Annotated in this window: 15 protein-coding genes; 9 read left to right on the top strand and 6 right to left on the bottom strand. The window is 57.1% G+C overall.

Annotated elements, in window-relative coordinates; genetic code table 11:
* Positions 1 to 21: 21 nt before the first annotated feature.
* From nusA to QN399_RS25465, 7 genes are all read left to right on the top strand, one after another.
* Complete coding sequence (gene nusA, locus QN399_RS25495; RefSeq protein WP_219063829.1) at positions 22 to 1,503, top strand: transcription termination factor NusA; 1,482 nt, start codon at positions 22 to 24, stop codon at positions 1,501 to 1,503.
* Between the two features lie 27 nt (positions 1,504 to 1,530).
* Positions 1,531 to 4,053, top strand: a complete 2,523-nt coding sequence (gene infB / locus QN399_RS25490) for a translation initiation factor IF-2 (RefSeq protein WP_322177820.1) — start codon at positions 1,531 to 1,533, stop codon at positions 4,051 to 4,053.
* 160 nt (positions 4,054 to 4,213) lie between these two features.
* A complete protein-coding gene (rbfA, locus tag QN399_RS25485) occupies positions 4,214 to 4,660 on the top strand; it encodes a 30S ribosome-binding factor RbfA (protein WP_322177821.1) in 447 nt (148 codons plus the stop codon).
* A gap of 5 nt (positions 4,661 to 4,665) precedes the next feature.
* Complete coding sequence (truB, locus tag QN399_RS25480; protein ID WP_322278303.1) at positions 4,666 to 5,583, top strand: tRNA pseudouridine(55) synthase TruB; 918 nt, start codon at positions 4,666 to 4,668, stop codon at positions 5,581 to 5,583.
* Between the two features lie 118 nt (positions 5,584 to 5,701).
* The gene (gene rpsO, locus QN399_RS25475) at positions 5,702 to 5,971 is read left to right on the top strand and encodes a 30S ribosomal protein S15 (RefSeq protein WP_219063825.1); all 270 of its coding nucleotides are present in this window, start codon (positions 5,702 to 5,704) and stop codon (positions 5,969 to 5,971) included.
* A gap of 175 nt (positions 5,972 to 6,146) precedes the next feature.
* Positions 6,147 to 8,252: a polyribonucleotide nucleotidyltransferase gene (pnp, locus tag QN399_RS25470; RefSeq protein ID WP_330201860.1), complete on the top strand. Its 2,106-nt coding sequence runs from the start codon at positions 6,147 to 6,149 to the stop codon at positions 8,250 to 8,252.
* Between the two features lie 306 nt (positions 8,253 to 8,558).
* The gene (locus QN399_RS25465; RefSeq protein WP_322183022.1) at positions 8,559 to 8,909 is read left to right on the top strand and encodes a BON domain-containing protein; all 351 of its coding nucleotides are present in this window, start codon (positions 8,559 to 8,561) and stop codon (positions 8,907 to 8,909) included.
* 186 nt (positions 8,910 to 9,095) lie between these two features.
* On the opposite strand, the gene QN399_RS25460 is transcribed toward QN399_RS25465, so the two are convergent.
* From QN399_RS25460 to acs, 6 genes are all read right to left on the bottom strand, one after another.
* Complete coding sequence (locus tag QN399_RS25460) at positions 9,096 to 9,389, bottom strand: DUF2845 domain-containing protein (protein WP_322177824.1); 294 nt, start codon at positions 9,387 to 9,389, stop codon at positions 9,096 to 9,098.
* 3 nt (positions 9,390 to 9,392) lie between these two features.
* Positions 9,393 to 12,347: a DUF748 domain-containing protein gene (locus QN399_RS25455; RefSeq protein ID WP_330201859.1), complete on the bottom strand. Its 2,955-nt coding sequence runs from the start codon at positions 12,345 to 12,347 to the stop codon at positions 9,393 to 9,395.
* Between the two features lie 108 nt (positions 12,348 to 12,455).
* Entirely contained in the window at positions 12,456 to 13,472 is a 1,017-nt protein-coding gene (locus QN399_RS25450) for a class I SAM-dependent methyltransferase (protein ID WP_322177826.1), read from the bottom strand.
* Positions 13,473 to 13,582: 110 nt separating this feature from the next.
* The gene (locus tag QN399_RS25445; RefSeq protein ID WP_323566352.1) at positions 13,583 to 14,761 is read right to left on the bottom strand and encodes an acetyl-CoA C-acetyltransferase; all 1,179 of its coding nucleotides are present in this window, start codon (positions 14,759 to 14,761) and stop codon (positions 13,583 to 13,585) included.
* 156 nt (positions 14,762 to 14,917) lie between these two features.
* A complete protein-coding gene (locus QN399_RS25440) occupies positions 14,918 to 15,790 on the bottom strand; it encodes an oxygenase MpaB family protein (RefSeq protein WP_322278309.1) in 873 nt (290 codons plus the stop codon).
* A gap of 49 nt (positions 15,791 to 15,839) precedes the next feature.
* A complete protein-coding gene (gene acs / locus QN399_RS25435) occupies positions 15,840 to 17,777 on the bottom strand; it encodes an acetate--CoA ligase (RefSeq protein ID WP_322278311.1) in 1,938 nt (645 codons plus the stop codon).
* 220 nt (positions 17,778 to 17,997) lie between these two features.
* On the opposite strand from acs, the gene QN399_RS25430 reads away from it, so the two are divergent.
* Positions 17,998 to 20,121, top strand: a complete 2,124-nt coding sequence (locus QN399_RS25430; protein WP_330201858.1) for a type VI secretion system tip protein TssI/VgrG — start codon at positions 17,998 to 18,000, stop codon at positions 20,119 to 20,121.
* Positions 20,118 to 20,657: a DUF4123 domain-containing protein gene (locus QN399_RS25425; protein WP_330201857.1), complete on the top strand. Its 540-nt coding sequence runs from the start codon at positions 20,118 to 20,120 to the stop codon at positions 20,655 to 20,657. Before QN399_RS25430 ends, QN399_RS25425 begins: the two co-directional genes overlap by 4 nt.
* Positions 20,658 to 20,759 lie beyond the last annotated feature (102 nt).

The following is a 20,759-nucleotide window of genomic DNA, read 5'->3' as shown; positions in this document are numbered from 1 at the left end:
TTGCGAAAGGCGAGGCGTACGATGAGCAAAGAAGTACTGCTGGTTGTTGAGTCGGTGTCCAATGAAAAGGGCGTACCGGCAGGTGTGATTTTCGAAGCGCTGGAGCTGGCTCTTGCCACTGCTACCAAAAAGCGTTTCGAAGATGAAGTTGAGCTGCGTGTGGAGATTAATCGCCAGACCGGTAACTACGAGACTTTCCGTCGCTGGACAGTGGTCGAAGACGAAGATCTGGACGATCCAGCACACGAACTGGCTGTCGATCAGGCCCAGGAAAAACAGCCTGGTGCCGTAGCCGGTGATGTTGTCGAAATTAAAATCGACTCTATCGAATTCGGTCGGATCGCTGCGCAGACTGCCAAGCAAGTCATCGTGCAAAAAGTCCGCGAAGCCGAGCGTGCTCAAGTCGTTGATGCTTATCGTGAGCGTCTTGGCGAAATTATTTCTGGCACTGTTAAAAAGGTTACGCGTGACAATGTCATCGTCGACCTGGGTAACAATGCCGAAGCGTTGCTGGCGCGTGAAGACATTATTTCGCGGGAAACTTTCCGCGTGGGTGTCCGCGTTCGTGCACTGCTTAAAGAAATCCGCACCGAGAACCGTGGCCCTCAGCTGATCCTGTCGCGTACTGCGCCAGAGATGCTGATTGAGCTGTTTCGGATTGAAGTGCCGGAAATCTCCGAAGGTCTCATCGAGGTGATGGCTGCCTCCCGTGACCCGGGTTCGCGTGCAAAAATCGCTGTTCGCTCCAAGGACAAACGAATCGATCCGCAAGGCGCTTGTATTGGTATGCGTGGTTCGCGCGTTCAAGCTGTTTCCGGCGAGTTGGGCGGCGAGCGTGTGGACATCGTGCTGTGGGACGATAACCCGGCCCAGTTCGTCATCAACGCCATGTCACCGGCTGAAGTGGCGGCAATTATCGTTGATGAAGATGCCCATGCAATGGACATCGCCGTTGGCGCAGACAATCTGGCTCAGGCCATTGGTCGCGGTGGTCAGAACGTGCGTCTGGCCAGCCAATTGACTGGCTGGACCCTGAACGTGATGACCGAATCGGACATCCAGGCTAAGCAGCAAGCAGAAACCGGTGACATCCTGCGCAACTTCATCGACGAGTTGGAAGTCGACGAAGATCTGGCACAGGTACTGGTTGATGAAGGCTTCACCAGTCTGGAAGAGATTGCCTACGTACCGTTGGAAGAAATGCTCAACATCGATGGCTTTGACGAAGATACCGTCAACGAGCTTCGCGCTCGGGCCAAAGATCGTTTGTTGACTAAAGCCATCGCTACTGAGGAAAAGCTGGCAGACGCCCATCCGGCCGAAGACCTGCTCTCGCTTGAGGGTATGGACAAGGATTTGGCGATGGAACTGGCGGTGCGCGGCGTAGTTACCCGCGAAGACCTGGCCGAGCAGTCTATTGACGACCTGCTCGACATCGACGGCATTGACGATATTCGTGCCGGCAAGTTGATCATGGCCGCCCGAGCCCATTGGTTCGAGTAAGTAGGCGCGGCCTGAGGAGAGAAGTGCATGACGCAAGTCACGGTGAAAGAACTGGCCACAGTGGTCGACACACCGGTAGAGCGCCTGTTACAGCAGATGCGTGAGGCAGGTTTGCCGCACACCGCCGCCGAACAAGTTGTGACCGACATAGAGAAACAAGCCCTGTTGACGCATTTGAAAAGCGGTCACAAGGCCAAAGTGGAAGAGCCGCGCAAGATCACTTTGCAGCGCAAAACCACAAGCACACTTCGCGTTGCTGGCAGCAAAAGCATCAGCGTTGAAGTGCGCAAGAAGAAAGTTTTCGTACAGCGCAGCCCGGAAGAAATCGAAGCCGAGCGTAAACGCGAAGTGGACGAACGTCGTGCGGTAGAAAATGCTGCACGTCAAAAGGCTGAAGAAGAATCCAAGCGTCGCGCCGAAGAACAAGCGCGTAGCCAGCCTGCTCCTGCGCAATCGAACGGTACTGAAGCTGTTGCCGCGCCTGTTGCTGTTGCCGAACCTGTGCGTCAAGCACCGGTTTCGGCTGCTGCACCGGCTGCCGATGCCCGCAAGAAAGACGAACAGCGTCGCCCGGACAAACCGCGCAGCGATGACAACAATCGTCGTAGCGGCGGTGGTGGTGATGGCGATCGCAAGAACGCTCCGCACCGTGCTTCCGTTAAAGAGAAAGCACCAGCGCCACGTGTTGCACCTCGTACTACCGACGAAGAAAGCGACAGCTTCCGTCGTGGTGGTCGCGGCAAGGCCAAGCTGAAAAAGCGTAACGCTCACGGTTTCCAGAGCCCTACCGGGCCGGTCATTCGCGACGTTGCCATCGGCGAGACCATCACTGTCGGCGAGTTGTCCGCACAGATGTCGGTCAAAGCGGCTGAAGTGATCAAGTTCATGTTCAAGATGGGCACCCCGGTGACCATCAATCAGGTACTGGATCAGGAAACTGCCCAGTTGATCGCCGAAGAGTTGGGCCACAAGGTCAAACTGGTCAGCGACAACGCCCTGGAAGATTCTCTGGCCGAATCGCTGAAGTTCGAAGGTGAGACGTTCGCCCGTGCACCGGTTGTGACCGTAATGGGCCACGTTGACCACGGTAAAACCTCGCTGCTCGACTATATTCGTCGTGCCAAGGTTGCAGCTGGCGAAGCCGGCGGCATCACCCAGCACATCGGTGCGTACCACGTTGAAACTGATCGTGGCATGGTCACCTTCCTCGACACCCCAGGCCACGCTGCGTTTACCGCAATGCGTGCTCGTGGTGCCAAGGCGACCGACATCGTGATTCTGGTTGTTGCTGCGGACGACGGCGTGATGCCGCAGACCATTGAAGCTGTTCAGCATGCCAAGGCCGCCGGTGTTCCGCTGGTCGTAGCAGTGAACAAAATCGACAAGCCAGGTGCTGATCTCGATCGCATCAGAAGCGAATTGTCTGTCCAAGGTGTTACTTCCGAAGAGTGGGGCGGCGAGACTCCGTTCGTACTCGTCTCTGCGAAAGTAGGTACTGGCGTTGACGAACTGCTCGAAGCGGTCCTGTTGCAAGCCGAAGTACTGGAACTGAAAGCGACCCCGTCCGCTCCTGGTCGTGGTGTCGTGGTTGAATCGCGTCTCGACAAAGGTCGTGGTCCGGTTGCAACCGTTCTGGTTCAAGACGGTACGCTGCGTCAAGGCGACATGGTATTGGTTGGCTCGAACTTCGGCCGTATCCGCGCCATGCTCGACGAGAACGGCAAGCCAGTTAAAGAAGCAGGTCCTTCGATTCCGGTCGAAATCCTGGGTCTTGATGGCACACCGGACGCTGGCGACGAGCTGAGCGTACTGACTGACGAGAAGAAAGCGCGCGAAGTCGCTCTGTTCCGTCAAGGCAAGTTCCGCGAAGTCAAACTGGCTCGCGCTCATGCCGGCAAGCTTGAAAACATCTTCGAGAACATGGGCCAGGAAGAGAAGAAGACGCTTAATATCGTCCTCAAATCTGACGTTCGTGGTTCGTTGGAAGCTCTGCAGGGCGCCCTTGGCGGTCTGGGTAACGACGAAGTGCAAGTGCGCGTAGTCGGCGGCGGTGTCGGTGGTATCACCGAAAGCGACGCTAACTTGGCACTGGCTTCCAACGCTGTACTGTTCGGCTTCAACGTGCGTGCCGATGCTGGCGCTCGCAGGATTGTCGAGCAGGAAGGTCTGGATATGCGTTACTACAACGTGATCTACGACATCATCGAAGACGTCAAGAAAGCCCTTACCGGTATGCTTGGCAGCGACGTTCGGGAGAACATCCTGGGTATCGCCGAAGTCCGTGACGTATTCCGTTCGCCGAAGTTTGGTGCGATTGCTGGCTGTATGGTTCTGGAAGGTGTGGTTCACCGCAACCGTCCGATCCGTGTACTGCGCGAAGACATCGTTATTTTCGAAGGCGAACTCGAGTCCCTGCGCCGCTTCAAGGACGACATGTCCGAAGTGCGTGCCGGCATGGAATGCGGTATCGGCGTCAAGAGCTACAACGACGTCAAAGCCGGTGACAAGATCGAAGTGTTCGAGAAAGTCCAAGTGGCTCGCAGCCTCTAAGTCGCGAGTTGTAAGAGCCATGACGGGTCGTCGCATGCAAATGCACTGCGATCCGTCATGGGCTCTAAACGCAACGCCCGGTCCGACATTTTGTCAGGCCGGGCGTTTGCCGCTTTCAGACCGTACGGGTTTCGCCCCGGGTCAGTGACAGGTAGTAGACATGGCAAAAGAATATAGCCGTACCCAACGCATTGGCGATCAGATGCAGCGCGAGCTGGCACAGCTGATCCGCCGCGAAATCAAAGACCCGCGCGTCGGCCTGGTCACCATCACGGCTGTCGATGTCAGCCGTGACGTTGGTCATGCGAAGATTTTCATGACCGTGATGGGTCAGGACAGTGCTGAAGAAATAGCCCAGACCATCAAGGTTCTCAACGCTGCGGCAGGTTTTCTGCGCATGCAACTGGCTCGCGAGATGAAATTGCGCAGCGTTCCACAGTTGCATTTCCATTACGACGAAAGCGTCGTGCGTGGCGCTCATCTTTCTGCATTGATCGAACGTGCTGTGGCTGAAGATGGCCATCACCCGGAAAATGTGCAGGCAGAAGACGCTACCCAGGAAAACTCCCTGGCAGAAAGCGACAAGCCAGAAAGCAACAAGGAGTAATGCGGGTGGCGCAGGTCAAACGTATACGCCGTAACGTCAGCGGGATCATCCTGCTCGACAAACCGCTGGGCTTCACGTCCAACGCAGCCTTGCAGAAAGTGCGTTGGTTGCTCAATGCGGAAAAGGCCGGGCATACCGGCAGCCTCGATCCGCTCGCGACGGGCGTATTACCGTTGTGTTTTGGCGAAGCGACAAAGTTTTCCCAATACTTGCTTGATTCGGACAAAGCGTACGAAACCAAGATGCAATTGGGTAAAACCACCACCACGGCAGACGCTGAAGGTGATGTTTTACAAATTCGTCCCGTGACCGTTGGTCGTGCCGATATCGAAGCGGTTTTACCGTTTTTTCGCGGTGAAATCAGTCAGATACCGCCGATGTACTCAGCGCTCAAGCGCGATGGTCAACCCCTGTACAAGCTGGCCCGAGCAGGGGAAGTGGTGGAGCGCGAACCGCGTTCTGTTACTATCACGCGCCTGGAATTGCTGGAATGCGACGTCGATACTGCACGTCTTGCAGTGGACTGCACCAAAGGCACCTATATCCGTACCCTCGTGGAAGATATCGGTGAAAAGCTTGGGTGTGGCGCCTATGTCGCAGAGTTGCGTCGTACGCAGGCCGGACCGTTCAGCCTGGCTCAGACGGTTACGCTGGAAGAGTTGGAGCAGGTACACGCCGAGGGTGGTAACGAAGCGGTTGATCGCTTCCTGATGCCTTCGGACAGCGGTTTGCTGGATTGGCCGCTGCTGCAGTTCTCGGAACACAGTTCGTTTTACTGGCTGCATGGTCAGCCCGTAAGAGCACCGGACGCGCCACAATTTGGCATGGTTCGCGTGCAAGATCATGAAGGTCGCTTCATCGGAATCGGTGAAGTGAGTGAAGACGGGCGGATCGCGCCGCGTCGATTGATTCGGTCAGAATGACCGGACGAGGGTGGCTGTCAATGGGCACGGTCACATCTCATTTAAAAATACGAGGATTTGTCCTCGGCCCATTGAAACTGTCTCTCTGGAGCGGTTTCTCGAATAAAGGATTGCCCACATGGCACTCAGCGTAGAAGAAAAAGCTCAGATCGTAGCCGACTACCAGCAAGCTGTTGGTGATACTGGTTCGCCAGAAGTGCAAGTTGCACTGCTGACCACCAACATCAACAAACTGCAAGGCCACTTCAAGGCCAACGGTAAAGATCACCACTCACGTCGTGGTCTGATCCGTATGGTAAACCAGCGTCGCAAGCTGCTGGATTACCTTAAAGGTAAGGACGTTAGCCGTTACAGCGCCCTGATCGCTCGTCTGGGTCTGCGTCGCTAATAACGACGTTGCTAGAGGTTGGTTGTTTGTCACGGCTCATCGGGTTTACCTGATGGGTCGTGGCAGGCTCCCAGCCTCAAGTTTTATCTGGACGGTCGATGGGTCCGATCCCTGTCACTGCCCAAGAATTCGCAAGAAACCAGTTCCCCAAGAGCCACAAAGAAGGTAGGAAACCGTGAACCCGGTCATCAAGAAATTCCAATTCGGTCAATCGACCGTCACCCTCGAGACAGGCCGTATCGCCCGTCAAGCTTCCGGCGCAGTATTGGTCACCGTTGACGACGACGTCAGCGTGTTAGTGACTGTGGTCGGTGCCAAGCACGCTGACGCAGGCAAAGGCTTCTTCCCACTTTCCGTTCACTACCAGGAAAAAACCTACGCTGCGGGCAAAATTCCCGGCGGTTTCTTCAAGCGTGAAGGCCGTCCTTCCGAGAAAGAAACCCTGACTTCGCGTCTGATCGACCGTCCGATCCGTCCGTTGTTTCCAGAAGGTTTCATGAACGAAGTGCAGGTTGTCTGCACCGTTTTGTCCACCAGCAAAAAGACTGATCCAGACGTCGCTGCCATGATCGGCACCTCGGCTGCACTGGCGATCTCCGGTATTCCTTTCGACGGCCCTATCGGTGCTGCGCGCGTTGCTTTCCACGAAAGCACCGGCTACCTGCTGAACCCGAACTACGAACAACTCAAGGCTTCGAGCCTGGACATGGTTGTAGCCGGTACCTCGGAAGCGGTATTGATGGTTGAATCGGAAGCTAAAGAGCTGACCGAAGACCAGATGCTGGGCGCTGTACTGTTCGCCCATGACGAATTCCAGGTTGTTATCCAGGCCATCAAAGAACTGGCTGCCGAAGCTGCCAAGCCGACGTGGGACTGGAAAGCACAACCAGAAAACACCGCACTGCTGAGCGCGATTCGCGCTGAGTTCGGCGATGCGATTTCCCAGGCTTACACCATCACCGTCAAGCACGAGCGTTATGCCCGTCTGGGTGAGTTGCGTGACCAGATCGTTGCCAAGCTTTCCGGCGAAGAAGGTCAACCGACTTCCAGCGAAGTCAAAGCTGCTTTCGGCGAAATCGAATACCGCACCGTGCGCGAGAACATCGTTAACGGCAAGCCGCGTATCGATGGTCGTGATACCCGCACTGTACGTCCGCTGAACATCGAAGTCGGCGTTCTGCCGAAGACTCACGGTTCGGCATTGTTCACCCGTGGCGAAACCCAGGCTCTGGTTGTAGCGACTCTGGGTACCGCACGTGATGCACAGTTGCTCGATACCCTCGAAGGCGAGCGCAAAGACCCGTTCATGCTGCACTACAACTTCCCTCCGTTCTCGGTGGGCGAGTGTGGTCGTATGGGCGGTGCTGGTCGTCGCGAAATCGGTCACGGCCGTCTGGCTCGTCGCAGCATACAAGCCATGCTGCCTGCTGCTGACGTGTTCCCGTACACCATTCGTGTGGTATCGGAAATCACCGAGTCCAACGGTTCCAGCTCCATGGCTTCGGTCTGCGGTGCTTCCCTGGCATTGATGGACGCTGGTGTGCCGATGAAGGCACCCGTAGCCGGTATTGCCATGGGTCTGGTTAAAGAAGGCGAGAAGTTCGCCATCCTGACCGACATCCTGGGTGACGAAGATCACTTGGGCGACATGGACTTCAAAGTAGCCGGTACCGCCAAAGGTGTTACCGCGCTGCAGATGGACATCAAGATCAAAGGCATCACCGAAGAAATCATGGAGATCGCTCTGGGCCAAGCCCTGGAAGCTCGCCTGAACATCCTCGGTCAGATGAACACGATCATTGGTCAGTCGCGTACCGAACTGTCGGAAAATGCTCCGACCATGATCGCGATGAAAATCGACACCGACAAAATCCGTGATGTCATCGGTAAAGGCGGCGCGACGATCCGTGCGATCTGTGAAGAGACCAAGGCTTCGATCGACATCGAAGACGACGGCACCATCAAGATCTTTGGCGAAACCAAGGAAGCGGCTGAAGCAGCACGTCAGCGCGTTCTGGGTATCACCGCTGAAGCCGAGATCGGCAAGATCTACATCGGTAAGGTTGAGCGTATTGTCGACTTCGGCGCATTCGTTAACATCCTGCCTGGCAAAGACGGCCTGGTTCACATTTCCATGTTGAGCGATGCTCGCGTTGAGAAAGTGACTGACATCTTGCAAGAAGGTCAGGAAGTTGAAGTTCTGGTGCTGGACGTGGACAACCGCGGCCGCATCAAACTGTCGATCAAAGACGTTGCAGCAGCAAAAGCATCGGGCGTGTAATTAGCCTGATTGCCATACGCTGAAAAAAGGACCCTTCGGGGTCCTTTTTTTATGAGCGCTTTTAAGCGCTTAGCTTATATAGGTAGCCAATCCTTTCGCCCTGCACTACATGCATCTTGCATGCAGTGCAGGGTGATGAACGTGCAATCTGCACGACAGCCAATTTTCGAGCATCAGATAACCTATTGTTTTATAACGTAATTATATTCAATCAGAGGTTGGCACAGCGCTTGCGATATACCCTGTAACCCTGCCGCCAGTGATGCTGGAGCAGATTTTAGAAAAACAGGAGTGACTCGTATGAATATGAATAAGTTCGCTATTGCCGCTGCTGCTGCCACTGCACTGACCTTTACCATGGTCAACGCGGCATTTGCTCAACAAACCACTCAAGCACCGATGGTTGTTGCTGCTGGCGAAATGACCAAAGCTACAGAGGCAACCTCTGATACCTGGATCACCACCAAAGTTAAGGCCGATCTGGTCACTGAAAAAGGCATTCCTGGTACTGACATCAAGGTAGAGACCAACAAAGGCGTGGTTTCCCTGTCATCGACCGTCACATTGACCTCCGCTCAGAAAAAACTGGCTGTCGACATCGCCAAAAAAATCAAAGGCGTTCAAGCCGTTTCGGCTGATGGCCTGAAATCCGAGTAACGTTTCACTCTCTCGCGATGATCATTGATAAGGAGCGCGCTGATAACGTTGGACGGTATCGGCTGGTTCGTTAAAGGTTCATGCGAAAGACCATAAGGATGTGGTCATTACAGGCCCCTGCGTTCGCGCCGGGGCCTGTTCTATTGTGGGGATGGGGGAATTGAAGGATAAGCCCCGGCGCGGCCGTCAGCTACCGCGCTTACTGTCTATGCGCAGTAGCCGGCCGCCTTCGAAACGCAAGTATTGATACATTCCGCTATTGGGCCCGTAGATCCACTCATCAATCTGGACTTCTTCGCGTCTATTCACGCTGCGCTTATAGCCAATGATATTTCGGGCAATAGGTTCACCGCATTTCTGCAGTACCTCAAACTCCCGATCACCCACGCTGATCAACTGACTGCCGCAACGCAAGGTATCTGCTTGTGCCTGGCCTGCGAGACAAGCGACTACCAAAAGCACTAAACCGGCTGTTCGCATGGATTATTCGCTGTCCAGATGCAGCTGAGTAACGACACGGCCATCGGGTTGAGCCTCTCCGAGGCTGGTGTCGATGAAATAGACCCGATCATCAGCCAGTTTGCCTTTATCGACCAGATAATCCTTGATGCTGCCGGCGCGCGCCTGGCCCAACTGGCGGAGCAATGCAGTGTTGGTGCTCCAGGATTTGATCACGTCCACGCGCATTTTCGCGGCGCGCTCTTCCTTACCCAGACCGGTCCACTCGGCGGGCGGTTGTTGCTTGAGCAGGGTGCGATAAATACCTTCGAGCATGGGTGGTTTTTCGTTTTCGGGCACTTGCAACAGTGAGGCTTGAGCCGGAACTTTGTCACCGCGACGCTGAAGAATCTTGTAGTACGTGCTCTGGTATTCGCGCTCCAGACGTTGAGCAGCGATCAGCGGGCCATCGCTGCTGACCGAGCTGGTGCCTTCGATCTCGAGATGTAACGTCGGGCGCTCCTTGAGTGCGGCGGAGAGCTTGTTCAGGGCGGATTGTGCGTCGCTGGTCAAGTCACTCGATCCGGGGGTGAACGCAATGCTGCCGAGGTCTTGAGACTCGCCGCCACTGATTAAACCCCCGATGAACTTGAAGGGTGCTTCAGCTGCGCGCACTACCAAATTGCGCAACGTCTGCCAAATGATTGGCATTACGCTGAACTGGGGATTGTTCAAGTCGCCGGAAATAGGCAGCTCGATGGAAATCTTGCCATCTGAGTCCTTCAGCAAGGCAATGGCCAGGCGAATCGGCAAATCGACCGCACTGGCGCTCTCGACCTTCTCACCCAGCTGTAGCTGTTCGACCACCATTTTGTTTTCGGCCTTGAGCTGGCCTTTGGTGATCATGTAATGCAGGTCGAGATTCAGGCGACCTTTGCGGATGCGGTAGCCAGCGAATTTACCTGAGTACGGCGTCAGTGTGGTCAGTTCTACGCGCTTGAAACTGGTCGCGATGTCGAGACTGGCCAAGGGGTCGAAGGGGTTGAGGCTGCCTTTGATGGTCACCGGCGCATAGCGATCAACCTTGCCATTGATATTGACCGTCGCAGGCTTCGGCTGACGGTTGTCCAGCGTGCCGATTTTGCCGTTGAGCTGCTGAATGGCGGTGGCAAAGTTGGGTGTGAGACTGAGATCGGCGAAGTTCGCGGAGCCGTCGTTGATATTCACTTCCCCGATGCGAATCCCCATCGGTTTTTCGCCGCTTGCAGAGACCTTGCCTGCGGCTGGTTTAGTCGCGGGTTTGCCGCTGTCGGCTGGCTGTGGGATCAACAGATCATCAATGTTGGTGGTGCGGTCATCGTTGATTATGAAACGCGCATACGGTTGTAGCAGATTGACCTTGGCGATCGTCAGGCTGTCGCCGTGTTGATAATCCAGTCCTTCAAGCACCACCTGCTGCCACTTGAGAAAGTCGCGCTGCTTGAGGGTGTCGAGGGTGTGCAATTGGTCGATTTGGGCCTTGCCGGTGACGCTGAAGATCAGCGGCGCGGTGCTCTTGAGATTGACTGCCAGCTCGCTGCCGAGCATGCCGCTACGCAGTTCAAGGCGGATGAACGGGCTGATATAAGACTGCGCGACACGCAGGTCAATGTCTTTGGTGGTGACCTGCAATTTGGCGCTGACCGGGCTCAGATTGACGTCGCCCATGGCAGTGATATGCCCTTGTTTGCCCAGCCCGGTATCAAGCTTGAGGCTGAAAGGCGATTTGTTGAGGCTGTCGAAATTCTGCACGTCGAGGTTCAGCGGGCCTACTTCAAGCGCAACGGGTTCCTTGGGGACCCGATCAGCCAGGTGAATCTGATAGTTGCGCAGTTGCACATCACGCAGCAGCACCTGCCAGGGTTTGCTTGGGGCAATGGGCTGTTGGGCGACTTCGGGGGCGCTACCGGCTGAGGTCGCCGGCGCCTTGATGGCTGCGGCGGAGGCCGGTTTTTTCGGTTGGCTGGCAAACAGCTTTTGCCAATCGAGTTCGCCATCCGCTTCACGCGCAGCCCAGGTTTCCAGTTTATTACTGCGGATCTTGCCGACGGTCACCTGCTGTTTGGCCAGGTCGATAGAGGTCTCTGTGACGTCCAGTCGTTCCAGGCGCACCAGTGGCCGACCGTCCGGCGCATTGATCGCGAAGGGCGCAACGCTCAAGGCGGTATTGGTCAGTTGCAGTTCGGTTGTGCTGGCCAGGCTGAGTGTGTAGTCGGTGCTGAAGTTCAGAATGCCGTCTTGCAGTACGAACGGCAGCGCATCGCGCACGTAGGGCCACCAGACTTTCATCTTGCCGTCAGTGACTTTTAGCTTACCTTCGGAGGCAATCGGTACCAGGCTGACGCGCCCGACCCAGTCGACTCGACCGCCGCCAGGACCTACTGCAACCAGGGTCATGTCGGCATTGTCTTCGGGCAGGGTGCTGAGATTTTTCAGCTCCAGACTCAGCTTGTCGTAAAGGAATTCAATCGGTTCGCTGGGGCGTAGATCCTGGAAGTGGACATAACCGTCAGCCAATTTGATGTGGTCTACCCGCATCGGGAAAGGCTTGCCGGGTGGCGCGTCCTTGGCCGGCTCGCTGGCCGGTAGCTTGAACAGCTTCGCCAGATTCAGCGTGCCGTCCTTGCTGAAGAGAAGTTCGGACTTGGGTTTGTCCAGCTCGACAGCCGCCAGATGCAGGGCGCCGGTCCACAGGCTGTCAATCTGCAGGTTGGTGTACAACCGCTCGAAACCGACCTGCTCCTGGCCCGGCGTGCCGATGTTCAGGCCCCACAGGGTGACTTCCAGTGTGTAGGGGTTGATTTCCAGACGACCCAGCGTTGCCGGTACCGTGGAATAGGTGGCCAGTTGTTGATTGACTATCCGCAATGCGATGCCGGGCAGAATCAAGAACCCCAGCAAGCTATAAAGCGCGATGACGGTCAGCAAGGCGCAAATAGCGCGTTTCAATCCTTTGGGCATGTGAGGCGTCGTCTGTCTGTCGGAGGTCCTTGGAGTATGGCACGCGAATCTGGTTCCCCAGAAGTACCCTCAAGTGCGTGTCGGAAGTTTCCTTTCTTGCGTCGGGCGTCAGAGTTGCAGTATCAGCGTTTTGAGCGGCGGTTGCTGGTCCTGAGACGGAAAGTCGCTGCCCGGCGTCAGAACCTGCCAGTCGCGTACCGGGCGCCCGGCCTTGCTGGCACAGCGTAGCACCTGTTCGCGCCAGTCCTCCATGCTGACCTTCGCCAGATTATTGCAGCAGATCAACACGCCATCGGTGGCCGTGGTCAATACCGCCGGTTTGAGCAGGCTCTGGTAATCTCGCAATAAATCGACGGTGCCGAATGCACTTTTTGCCCACGCAGGCGGATCAAGGAACACCAGGTCGTATTGCCGTTGCTCGAGGCGCACATATTCGGGCAACTTATTTCCGCGGCGTGGTGCTATGGGCAAGCCTGCCAGTTGGCGGATCGCCGGGAAGTAATCGGATTGCACAAACTTCATGGCTTTCAATTGAGGGTTGAGGACGCCATTTTCGCGACCCACCGCCAGATTACCTTCGGCAAAGTCCAGATTGCATACTTCCCGCGCTCCGCCCGCCGCCGCGCTCAGGCCAACGCCACAGGTATACGCAAACAGGTTCAGCATGGTCTTGCCGGCGCTGTGTTGTTTTATCCAGCCACGCGTATTACGCAAGTCGAGAAACAGCAGCGGGTCCTGCCCGGCATGGCGCCCGCGTACGCGGTAGTTCAGGCCCCACTCGTGGCCGATCATATCCACCAGTGCCGCGTCTTCGGCTTTGTATACGGCGTCGTTACGGTCTATTCGCGAGTTGCCTTGGGAGCGGTCGTTGTAGACCAGCAGGGTATCGAGCCCCAGACGTGTATTGACGGCCGCGTGCAGTTCCAGCAGGACCTCGCGTTCCAGCGAGTGGTGGAAACTCTGCACCAGCAATTGCGGGCCATAGCGGTCGATGGTCAGGCCGCTAGCACCTTCCTGGCTGCCATGGAATAGCCGATAGCAATCCGTGCCTTGTTGATGCAACTCGGCAAGCAGTGGTTCGCGGTTATCGAGGGCGACGCTTAGCGCCTGATTCAAGGAAGACATGCACAGCGCCTTGGGTTGGAAATGGGCGCGGCAGTTTAACAGTTAAGCGCGGGCATTGATCGCGGGCAAGCATGCTTGCCCGCGATGACGTCAGATCAGGCGCAGCAGACTCAGCGGGAAAGCGCCAATGCCACACCCTGACCACCACCGATGCACAAGGTTGCGAGTCCTTTTTTGGCGTCGCGCTTGATCATCTCGTGCAGCAGCGTGACCAGAATGCGGCAGCCTGATGCACCAATCGGGTGGCCAAGGGCTATGGCGCCGCCGTTGACGTTGACCTTGTTCATGTCCCAGCCCAGCTCCTTGCTGACTGACAAAGCTTGCGCGGCAAACGCCTCATTGGCTTCGATCAGGTCAAGTTGCTCCAGCGACCAGCCCGCCTTGGCCAGGCAACGACGAGTGGCGCTGACCGGGCCAATGCCCATGATTGCCGGGTCGACACCTGCGTTGGCGTAAGCCGCGATGCGCGCGAGAACCGGCAGCCCGAGCTTTTCAGCTTTGGCGGCACTCATCAGGATGACGGCAGCGGCGCCGTCATTCAGCGACGAAGCGTTGCCTGCGGTGACGGAGCCATCTTTCTTGAACGCTGGCTTGAGTTTGGCCAACGATTCGGCGGTCGTCCCGGCGCGCGGTTGTTCGTCCGTGGCGAACGAGAGCGGATCGCCTTTGCGCTGCGGGATCAGGATCGGGGTGATTTCGTCGACAAAACGCCCGGCTTCGATGGCGGCCACAGCTTTCTGTTGTGACGCGGCGGCGAAAGCATCTTGTGCTTCGCGGGTGATGCCGTACTTGTCCACCAGATTTTCGGCAGTGATGCCCATGTGATAGTCGTTGAATGCATCCCACAAACCATCGCTGATCATCGTGTCGACCAGGGTGCTGTTGCCCATACGCAGACCGGTACGTGCACCGGGCATGACGTAATTGGACAGGCTCATATTTTCCTGACCGCCCGCGATGACCACTTCCGCGTCGCCGCAACGAATTGCCTGAGCCGCCAGATGCAGGGCCTTCAAGCCTGAGCCACAGACCTTGCTCACGGTCATTGCCGGTACCGCGAAAGGCAGCCCCGCCTTGATCGCGGCTTGACGGGCAGGGTTCTGCCCGGCGCCTGCGGTCAATACATGGCCCATGATCACTTCATCGACTTCAGCAACATCCAGTCCGGTTTGAGACAACAGTTGGCGAATGACAGCAGCGCCAAGATCGACTGCGGAAATATTCGCCAGGGCACCCTGGAACGCACCGACAGCGGTACGGGTGGCGGCAACGATAACGACGTCTTGCATGGCAAAGGTCCTCACTATTATTGAATTTTGCGTCGGGCCTGATTCAGTTGGCCCTATTCGCTGTGGCGGTGGCTATGACAATGGTACGCATGGTGTCACACATGGCCGCTCAGGTTCCAACGAGAAACCGGCGGCCGAGAGTGTGTTTCAGGTCGGTCAGCAGGATAGCCCCATCCGTCGGTGGGCGCGCTGAACTGAGCCATTGCGCACCGCCCAGCGTAACAGGGGCACGCTACGTCTGACGCTGGCGCGGATCAATGCGCGTTGCAGCGGACCCTGATGGATCGCGAACAAATCGCTGGCCCATACCGGTAACAGGTCGATGCCCGCCTGCATCATTAAGGCACCGAATGGCTTGGCCAGCCTGCTCGGAGCAGGCGCATTCAGCAATAATCGCAGCACCTCGCGGCTGCGCTCATCACAGATCAACTGCGGGCGCATCCGTTCGAGATAGTCGGCAATCGCTTGCCTTGAACGTGGCACCTCACGCGCGCCGAGTCGTTCGGCGATGGCGGCAACTTCTGCGTAATACGCATCCTGTGCGTCACCTGACAACTCGGGGTTGCGATAGCGCAAATGGGCGGCTAGAAAACTGCTGACTTCGGCCACATGCACCCACGTCAACAGATCCGGATCACTGGCCGCATAGGGGCGTCCGTCGGGTGCAGTACCCGTCACTTGCAAGTGGATGGTGCGCACCTTTTCTATCAGCCAGTTGGCGTCGCGGGTCGAACCGAAGGTTGTCCCTGAAATAAACTGGCCGGTCCTGCGAAGGCGGCCAAGCATGTCCTGACGAAAGGTCGAGTGATCCCAGACCCCGGCCAGCGCCAATGGATGCAGGGCTTGCAGCATCAATGCGCTGATGCCGCCGATCAGCATGCTGCTGAAGTCGCCATGCACCTGCCAGCAGATGGCCTCGGGGCCGAACAGGCCGGGATCACCTTTAGGGTTTTCCAGGTCCAATTGACCCAGAGACAATCCCGTCAGACTCATGACTTGGGTTTCGATACGGCTACGAATGAATTCCATGGGCTCTCAACATCTGAGTCGGGCGCAGGGAGGGCTGCGCCCGTCACGTTCAACGGTTCAGGCGTTTATCGATCAGGCCTTCGACCACACTCGGGTCAGCCAGGGTCGACGTATCACCCAGGCTGTCCAGTTCATTGCAGGCAATTTTGCGCAAAATCCGGCGCATGATCTTGCCTGAGCGGGTTTTCGGCAGGGCGGGTGCCCACTGAATCAATTCCGGTTTGGCAAAGCTGCCGATTTCTTGGGCGACGTGGGCCAGCAGTTCTTTTTTCAACGCATCATTTGTCTCGACACCTTTCATCGGCGTGACGAATGCGTAAATCCCCATGCCTTTGACGTCATGGGGGTAACCGACCACTGCGGCTTCGGCGATGCTGTCGTGCAGCACCAGTGCGCTTTCAACTTCTGCAGTGCCGATCCGGTGTCCAGACACGTTGAGTACGTCGTCGACGCGGCCAGTGATCCAGTAGTCGCCATCCTCGTCGCGGCGAGCGCCGTCGCCAGTGAAGTAGTAGCCCGGATAAGGTTTGAAATAGGTCTCGACCATGCGCTGTTGGTCGCCGTATATGCTACGAATCTGTCCCGGCCAACTGGCCTTGATCGCCAGAACGCCGCTGCCCGCACCGATGATTTCCTTGCCTTGCTCGTCCAGCAATACCGGCTGAACCCCGAACAACGGACGCGTCGCGCAGCCCGGTTTGAGGTGGCTGGCACTGATCAACGGGGTCAGCATGATGCCGCCGGTTTCGGTCTGCCACCAGGTATCGACAATGGGGCAGCGCTCCTTGCCGACCTGATGGAAATACCACTCCCATGCTTCAGGGTTGATTGGCTCGCCGACGCTGCCGAGCACGCGCAGGCTCTCGCGTGAGGTGCTTTGCAGCGGCCCCGGTCCTTCACGCATCAAGGCGCGCAGGGCTGTGGGTGCGGTATAGAAAATGTTGACCTGGTGCTTGTCGATTACCTGCCAGAAGCGCGAAGCGTCAGGGTAGTTCGGCACGCCTTCAAAAATCAGCGTGGTGGCGCCATTGGCCAGCGGGCCATAGACGATATAGCTGTGACCGGTAACCCAGCCGACATCGGCGGTGCACCAGAAAATTTCTTGGTCTTGGTAGTCGAACACATGCTTGAAGGTCATTGCGGCTTGCAGCAAATAACCGCCGGTGGTGTGTAGCACGCCTTTGGGCTTGCCGGTACTGCCTGAGGTATAGAGGATGAACAGCGGGTCTTCCGCATCCATTGGCTCGGGCGGGCAGTCAGCGCTCATGCCACGCACGGCGTCGTGGTACCAAATGTCGCGACCTTCGACCCATTCCACGTCGCCCTGGGAGCGTTCTACCACCAGTACGGTGCTGACGTTCGGGCAGCTTTGCAGTGCTTTGTCGACATTCTTCTTGAGCGCGACATATTTACCCCCGCGCACCCCTTCATCGGCAGTGATCACGGTGCGGCAATCGGCATCGAGAATCCGGTCACGCAACGCGTCTGGCGAGAACCCGCCGAACACCACCGAATGCACGGCGCCGATTCGGGTGCAGGCGAGCATCGCGTAGGCGGCCTCGGGGATCATCGGCATATAGATGCAGACCCGGTCACCTTTTTTCACTCCGCGAGTTTTAAGCACGTTCGCCAGACGGGCAACGTTGTGATGCAGCTTTTTATAGGTGATTTCGGCGGACTCGCCCGGATTGTCGCCTTCCCAGATGATCGCGATCTGATCGCCACGCTCTTTCAGATGACGATCGATGCAGTTGTAGCTGACATTCAATTCGCCGCCCTTGAACCAGCTGGCCTCGCCAGTGTTCAGGTCCGCGTGCTGCACTTGCTGCCAAGGTCTGGACCAGTCGAGAAAGGTCTTGGCTTGTTCGGCCCAGAAGGTGTCGGGGTGTTCCACTGATTGTTGATACATCCGCTGATAGTCAGCGGGGCTAAGCTGCGCAGCTTTACGCACGGCGTCGGCTTTCGGGAAAACGCTGATATCGAACATGGGTTGATCCTTATTCTTGTTGATGCAACAAGTCATCAGGGTGCGCTTTGGTGGTGATTGGTTCAAGGGGACGGGACCCGCATCCATGTTTGGCGGAGTACGTCAGTACGACCCTGCGCGATTACCGGAACTGTCCTACATGATCCAACGGCGCTGGCTGGCTGTGTAGACATACATCGTCAATGACACTGCGTGCCCCTTCCAACACGAAGATGCGCGCATGTCTCATCCCGGCCTTACTCCGAAGCTCTCTCTGGACATCAACGGGCAGCAGCAAACTGACTTGCAGGTGTTGAGTTTTCACGGGGCCGAGGCGCTGAGCCGACCCTATGAAATCAACATCGAACTGGTGAGCAGGCGCTCATCCCACGCGTTGGACGGCTTGCTGCATAAAGCGGCCTACCTGAGATTCGGGGCGCAAGGGCAGGGGCTGCACGGTCATGTTTATGCGATTCGCAAAGGCAAAACAGGCGGGGCGTTCACCCATTACCATCTGGTGCTGGCGCCTTATCTGGCTTTTCTGGAACATTCGAGCCATCGCCGTTCGTTCCAGAAAATGACCGTGCCGGAGATCATTCTTGAGGTGCTGAAAGGGCATCGCATGCTGAAGGGCACCGATGCATCGTTCGACCGCATCACGGGGAGCGTGGCGCCGCGCGACTACTGCGTGCAGTACGACGAGTCGGACCTGCACTTTCTCAGCCGGTTATGCGAAGAAGAGGGGATTTTCTATCGGTTTGAGCACACGCCAGACAGTCATTGCCTGATCTTTGCCGACGATGAAACCCGATTCCCGCAGCAATCTCCGCAGGTGTTGCCGTTCAAACCGGCCAGCGGCCTGGTGGCAGAAGGTCCGGTGGTCAAGGCCTTTGGCGTACGTCTTACCGCCCAAACCAATCATGTCGCCCTGCGCGACCATGACTTCAAACAGACCCATATCCCGCTGCAAAGCCTGCAAAATCCTGCGCGAACCCAGGCGCAATGGGAGAGCGGCGAGGTCCCCAAATACGGTCCCTACCTGGAGGATTACGTCTACCCCGGGATTTTCGAAGAAAAAAGGCGCGGTGACGTTTTATCCAAGCGTGCGCTTGAGCGCCATCAAACCGGGTTTCGCCTGGCGGATGGTGAGAGTGATGCGCCGCTTTTACGCAGTGGATCGCGCGTGCACCTGGTGCCGGATTACGACCCCAAAACCCACTGGGTGCTGGTTTTTGTACAGCATGAAGCAAGACAGCCGCAGGTCCTCGAAGAGCTGGCCGGCAGCAGCCTGGTTGAAGACGGGCGCATCGTTCAGGGGTACCGCAACACCTTCACCGCCATTGCGGAAGCGGTCCAGTTTCGTCCGGCGCTGGAGCACCCGAAACCGCGAATCCACAGCACCCAGACCGCCAGGGTCACCGGTCCTGTGAATGAAGAAATCTACTGCGACACATTCGGTCGGGTCAAAGTCAAATTCCACTGGGACCGCAGCGAACAGGACGATGAAACAACCAGTTGCTGGGTGCGGGTTGCGTCCAGTTGGGCAGGCGATGGGTATGGCGCCGTCACCGTTCCCCGGGTGGGCATGGAGGTGCTGGTTTCCTACTTGGAAGGGGACGCCGACAGGCCGGTTATCGTCGGCTGTTTGCCCAATAACCTGAACCCCGTTGCGTACGGACTGCCTGAAAACAAGACCAAAAGCATCTTTCGCAGCCGGAGTTCCAGTGCAAGTACCGGTTTCAACGAAGTTCATTTTGACGACAAGAGCGGGGCTGAACGGGTCTACCTGCGCGCCCAGCGCGACATGGAACAGCTGATCCAGAACGACAGCCGGACTGAAATTGGCGGTCAGCGCCTGGAAACCATCAAGGGCAACAGCACCTCGGTACTCAAAAGTGAGGAACACCGGACCCTCACCGGCGAGCGCAAGGTTCAGCTGCTGGCGGGCGATCATCTGCAGGTGGCGGGCAGCAGCCACACCCGCGTGGGTCAGGTGTTGGCGATGGAGGCCGGGCAAGAAGTGCACGTCACCGGTAACGACATCGTCATAAACGCCGGCCTGGGTCTGACGCTGAGCGCCGGAGGCCAACATATCGTCCTTAGCCCGGCTGGTATTTTCAGCAGTACACCCATTCTGTTAGGCGGCGCACCACTACCGGGCACGCCAGCGATGCCGTTGGCGCCGGGGAGTACTCAAGCACTTGAGGTTGGCGTGTTGCCACCCAGCCCCACGTTCCAACAGCAGTTCCTTGGCGGTGAGCCCATTGTCGAAATGTGCCAAATGCCAGAAGGCAGTACACCCATGGATTGCCCACTTGAGGACTGCGGTTGCCGCGAGGCTATGAGTCCGGGAGCTCGCTCATGACAACCTGGATGCTCTTGGAACACACCGACCATTTGCTGCCTTCTCTTTTCCGGCAGATGGGTCGTCCAGATTTTGTACGCCTGTTTGATTCAACTGAATTGATGATCTATTCGCAGTTCAGCCCGTTGTTGGTGAAAGACGACAGCGACGGGACACTGCTACAGGCGATCAAGGAAGCACCCACCCACTGGCCGGGATTGGTGATAGAGAGTGAACACAGCGCCGAAGCGGTACTTGAACACCTGCGGCATCTGCTGATTATTCGCTTCAAACAGACCCGCAAAGGCATGCTGCATTATTGGAACCCGGCCGTTGCCGAGTGCTTTTTCCCCGCCTGCACCGATGAGAACCTCAACCTCTGGCTCGGCCCGATCAGCCGTTTGAACTGGCATGCGTCGCGTGAAACCGGATGGCAAAGCCTGGACAGCCCTCACGCCGACACCTGGCTTCCCAGCACCTCCAACCACCTCTTGGTGCTTAGCGCGGAACAAAGCCTGGCCCTTGATCAGTACATTGCGAACGGACAGGAGTCCTGACATGGCCCAGAGCAAGCTCGGCCGTGGCCCCTGCTGCGAAATCAATAAATTGATCGTACAGGTCACCGGCAACCAACATCCGGCCAGTCAGCGCCTGGCGTT

It is taken from the genome of Pseudomonas sp. 10C3, assembly GCF_036346185.1.
Lineage (GTDB): Bacteria > Pseudomonadota > Gammaproteobacteria > Pseudomonadales > Pseudomonadaceae > Aquipseudomonas.
Note: the sequence above shows the minus strand (reverse complement) of the source record. Positions and strands in the feature narration are given on the sequence as shown.

Coding starts and splice junctions, on each gene's coding strand:
- QN399_RS25455 (WP_330201859.1), bottom strand. CDS start 12,347: ATGCCCAAAGGATTGAAACGCGCTATTTGCGCCTTGCTGACCGTCATC.
- QN399_RS25465 (WP_322183022.1), top strand. CDS start 8,559: ATGAATAAGTTCGCTATTGCCGCTGCTGCTGCCACTGCACTGACCTTT.
- rpsO (WP_219063825.1), top strand. CDS start 5,702: ATGGCACTCAGCGTAGAAGAAAAAGCTCAGATCGTAGCCGACTACCAG.
- QN399_RS25430 (WP_330201858.1), top strand. CDS start 17,998: ATGTCTCATCCCGGCCTTACTCCGAAGCTCTCTCTGGACATCAACGGG.
- QN399_RS25425 (WP_330201857.1), top strand. CDS start 20,118: ATGACAACCTGGATGCTCTTGGAACACACCGACCATTTGCTGCCTTCT.
- QN399_RS25445 (WP_323566352.1), bottom strand. CDS start 14,761: ATGCAAGACGTCGTTATCGTTGCCGCCACCCGTACCGCTGTCGGTGCG.
- QN399_RS25440 (WP_322278309.1), bottom strand. CDS start 15,790: ATGGAATTCATTCGTAGCCGTATCGAAACCCAAGTCATGAGTCTGACG.
- nusA (WP_219063829.1), top strand. CDS start 22: ATGAGCAAAGAAGTACTGCTGGTTGTTGAGTCGGTGTCCAATGAAAAG.
- infB (WP_322177820.1), top strand. CDS start 1,531: ATGACGCAAGTCACGGTGAAAGAACTGGCCACAGTGGTCGACACACCG.
- acs (WP_322278311.1), bottom strand. CDS start 17,777: ATGTTCGATATCAGCGTTTTCCCGAAAGCCGACGCCGTGCGTAAAGCT.
- rbfA (WP_322177821.1), top strand. CDS start 4,214: ATGGCAAAAGAATATAGCCGTACCCAACGCATTGGCGATCAGATGCAG.
- QN399_RS25450 (WP_322177826.1), bottom strand. CDS start 13,472: ATGTCTTCCTTGAATCAGGCGCTAAGCGTCGCCCTCGATAACCGCGAA.
- QN399_RS25460 (WP_322177824.1), bottom strand. CDS start 9,389: ATGCGAACAGCCGGTTTAGTGCTTTTGGTAGTCGCTTGTCTCGCAGGC.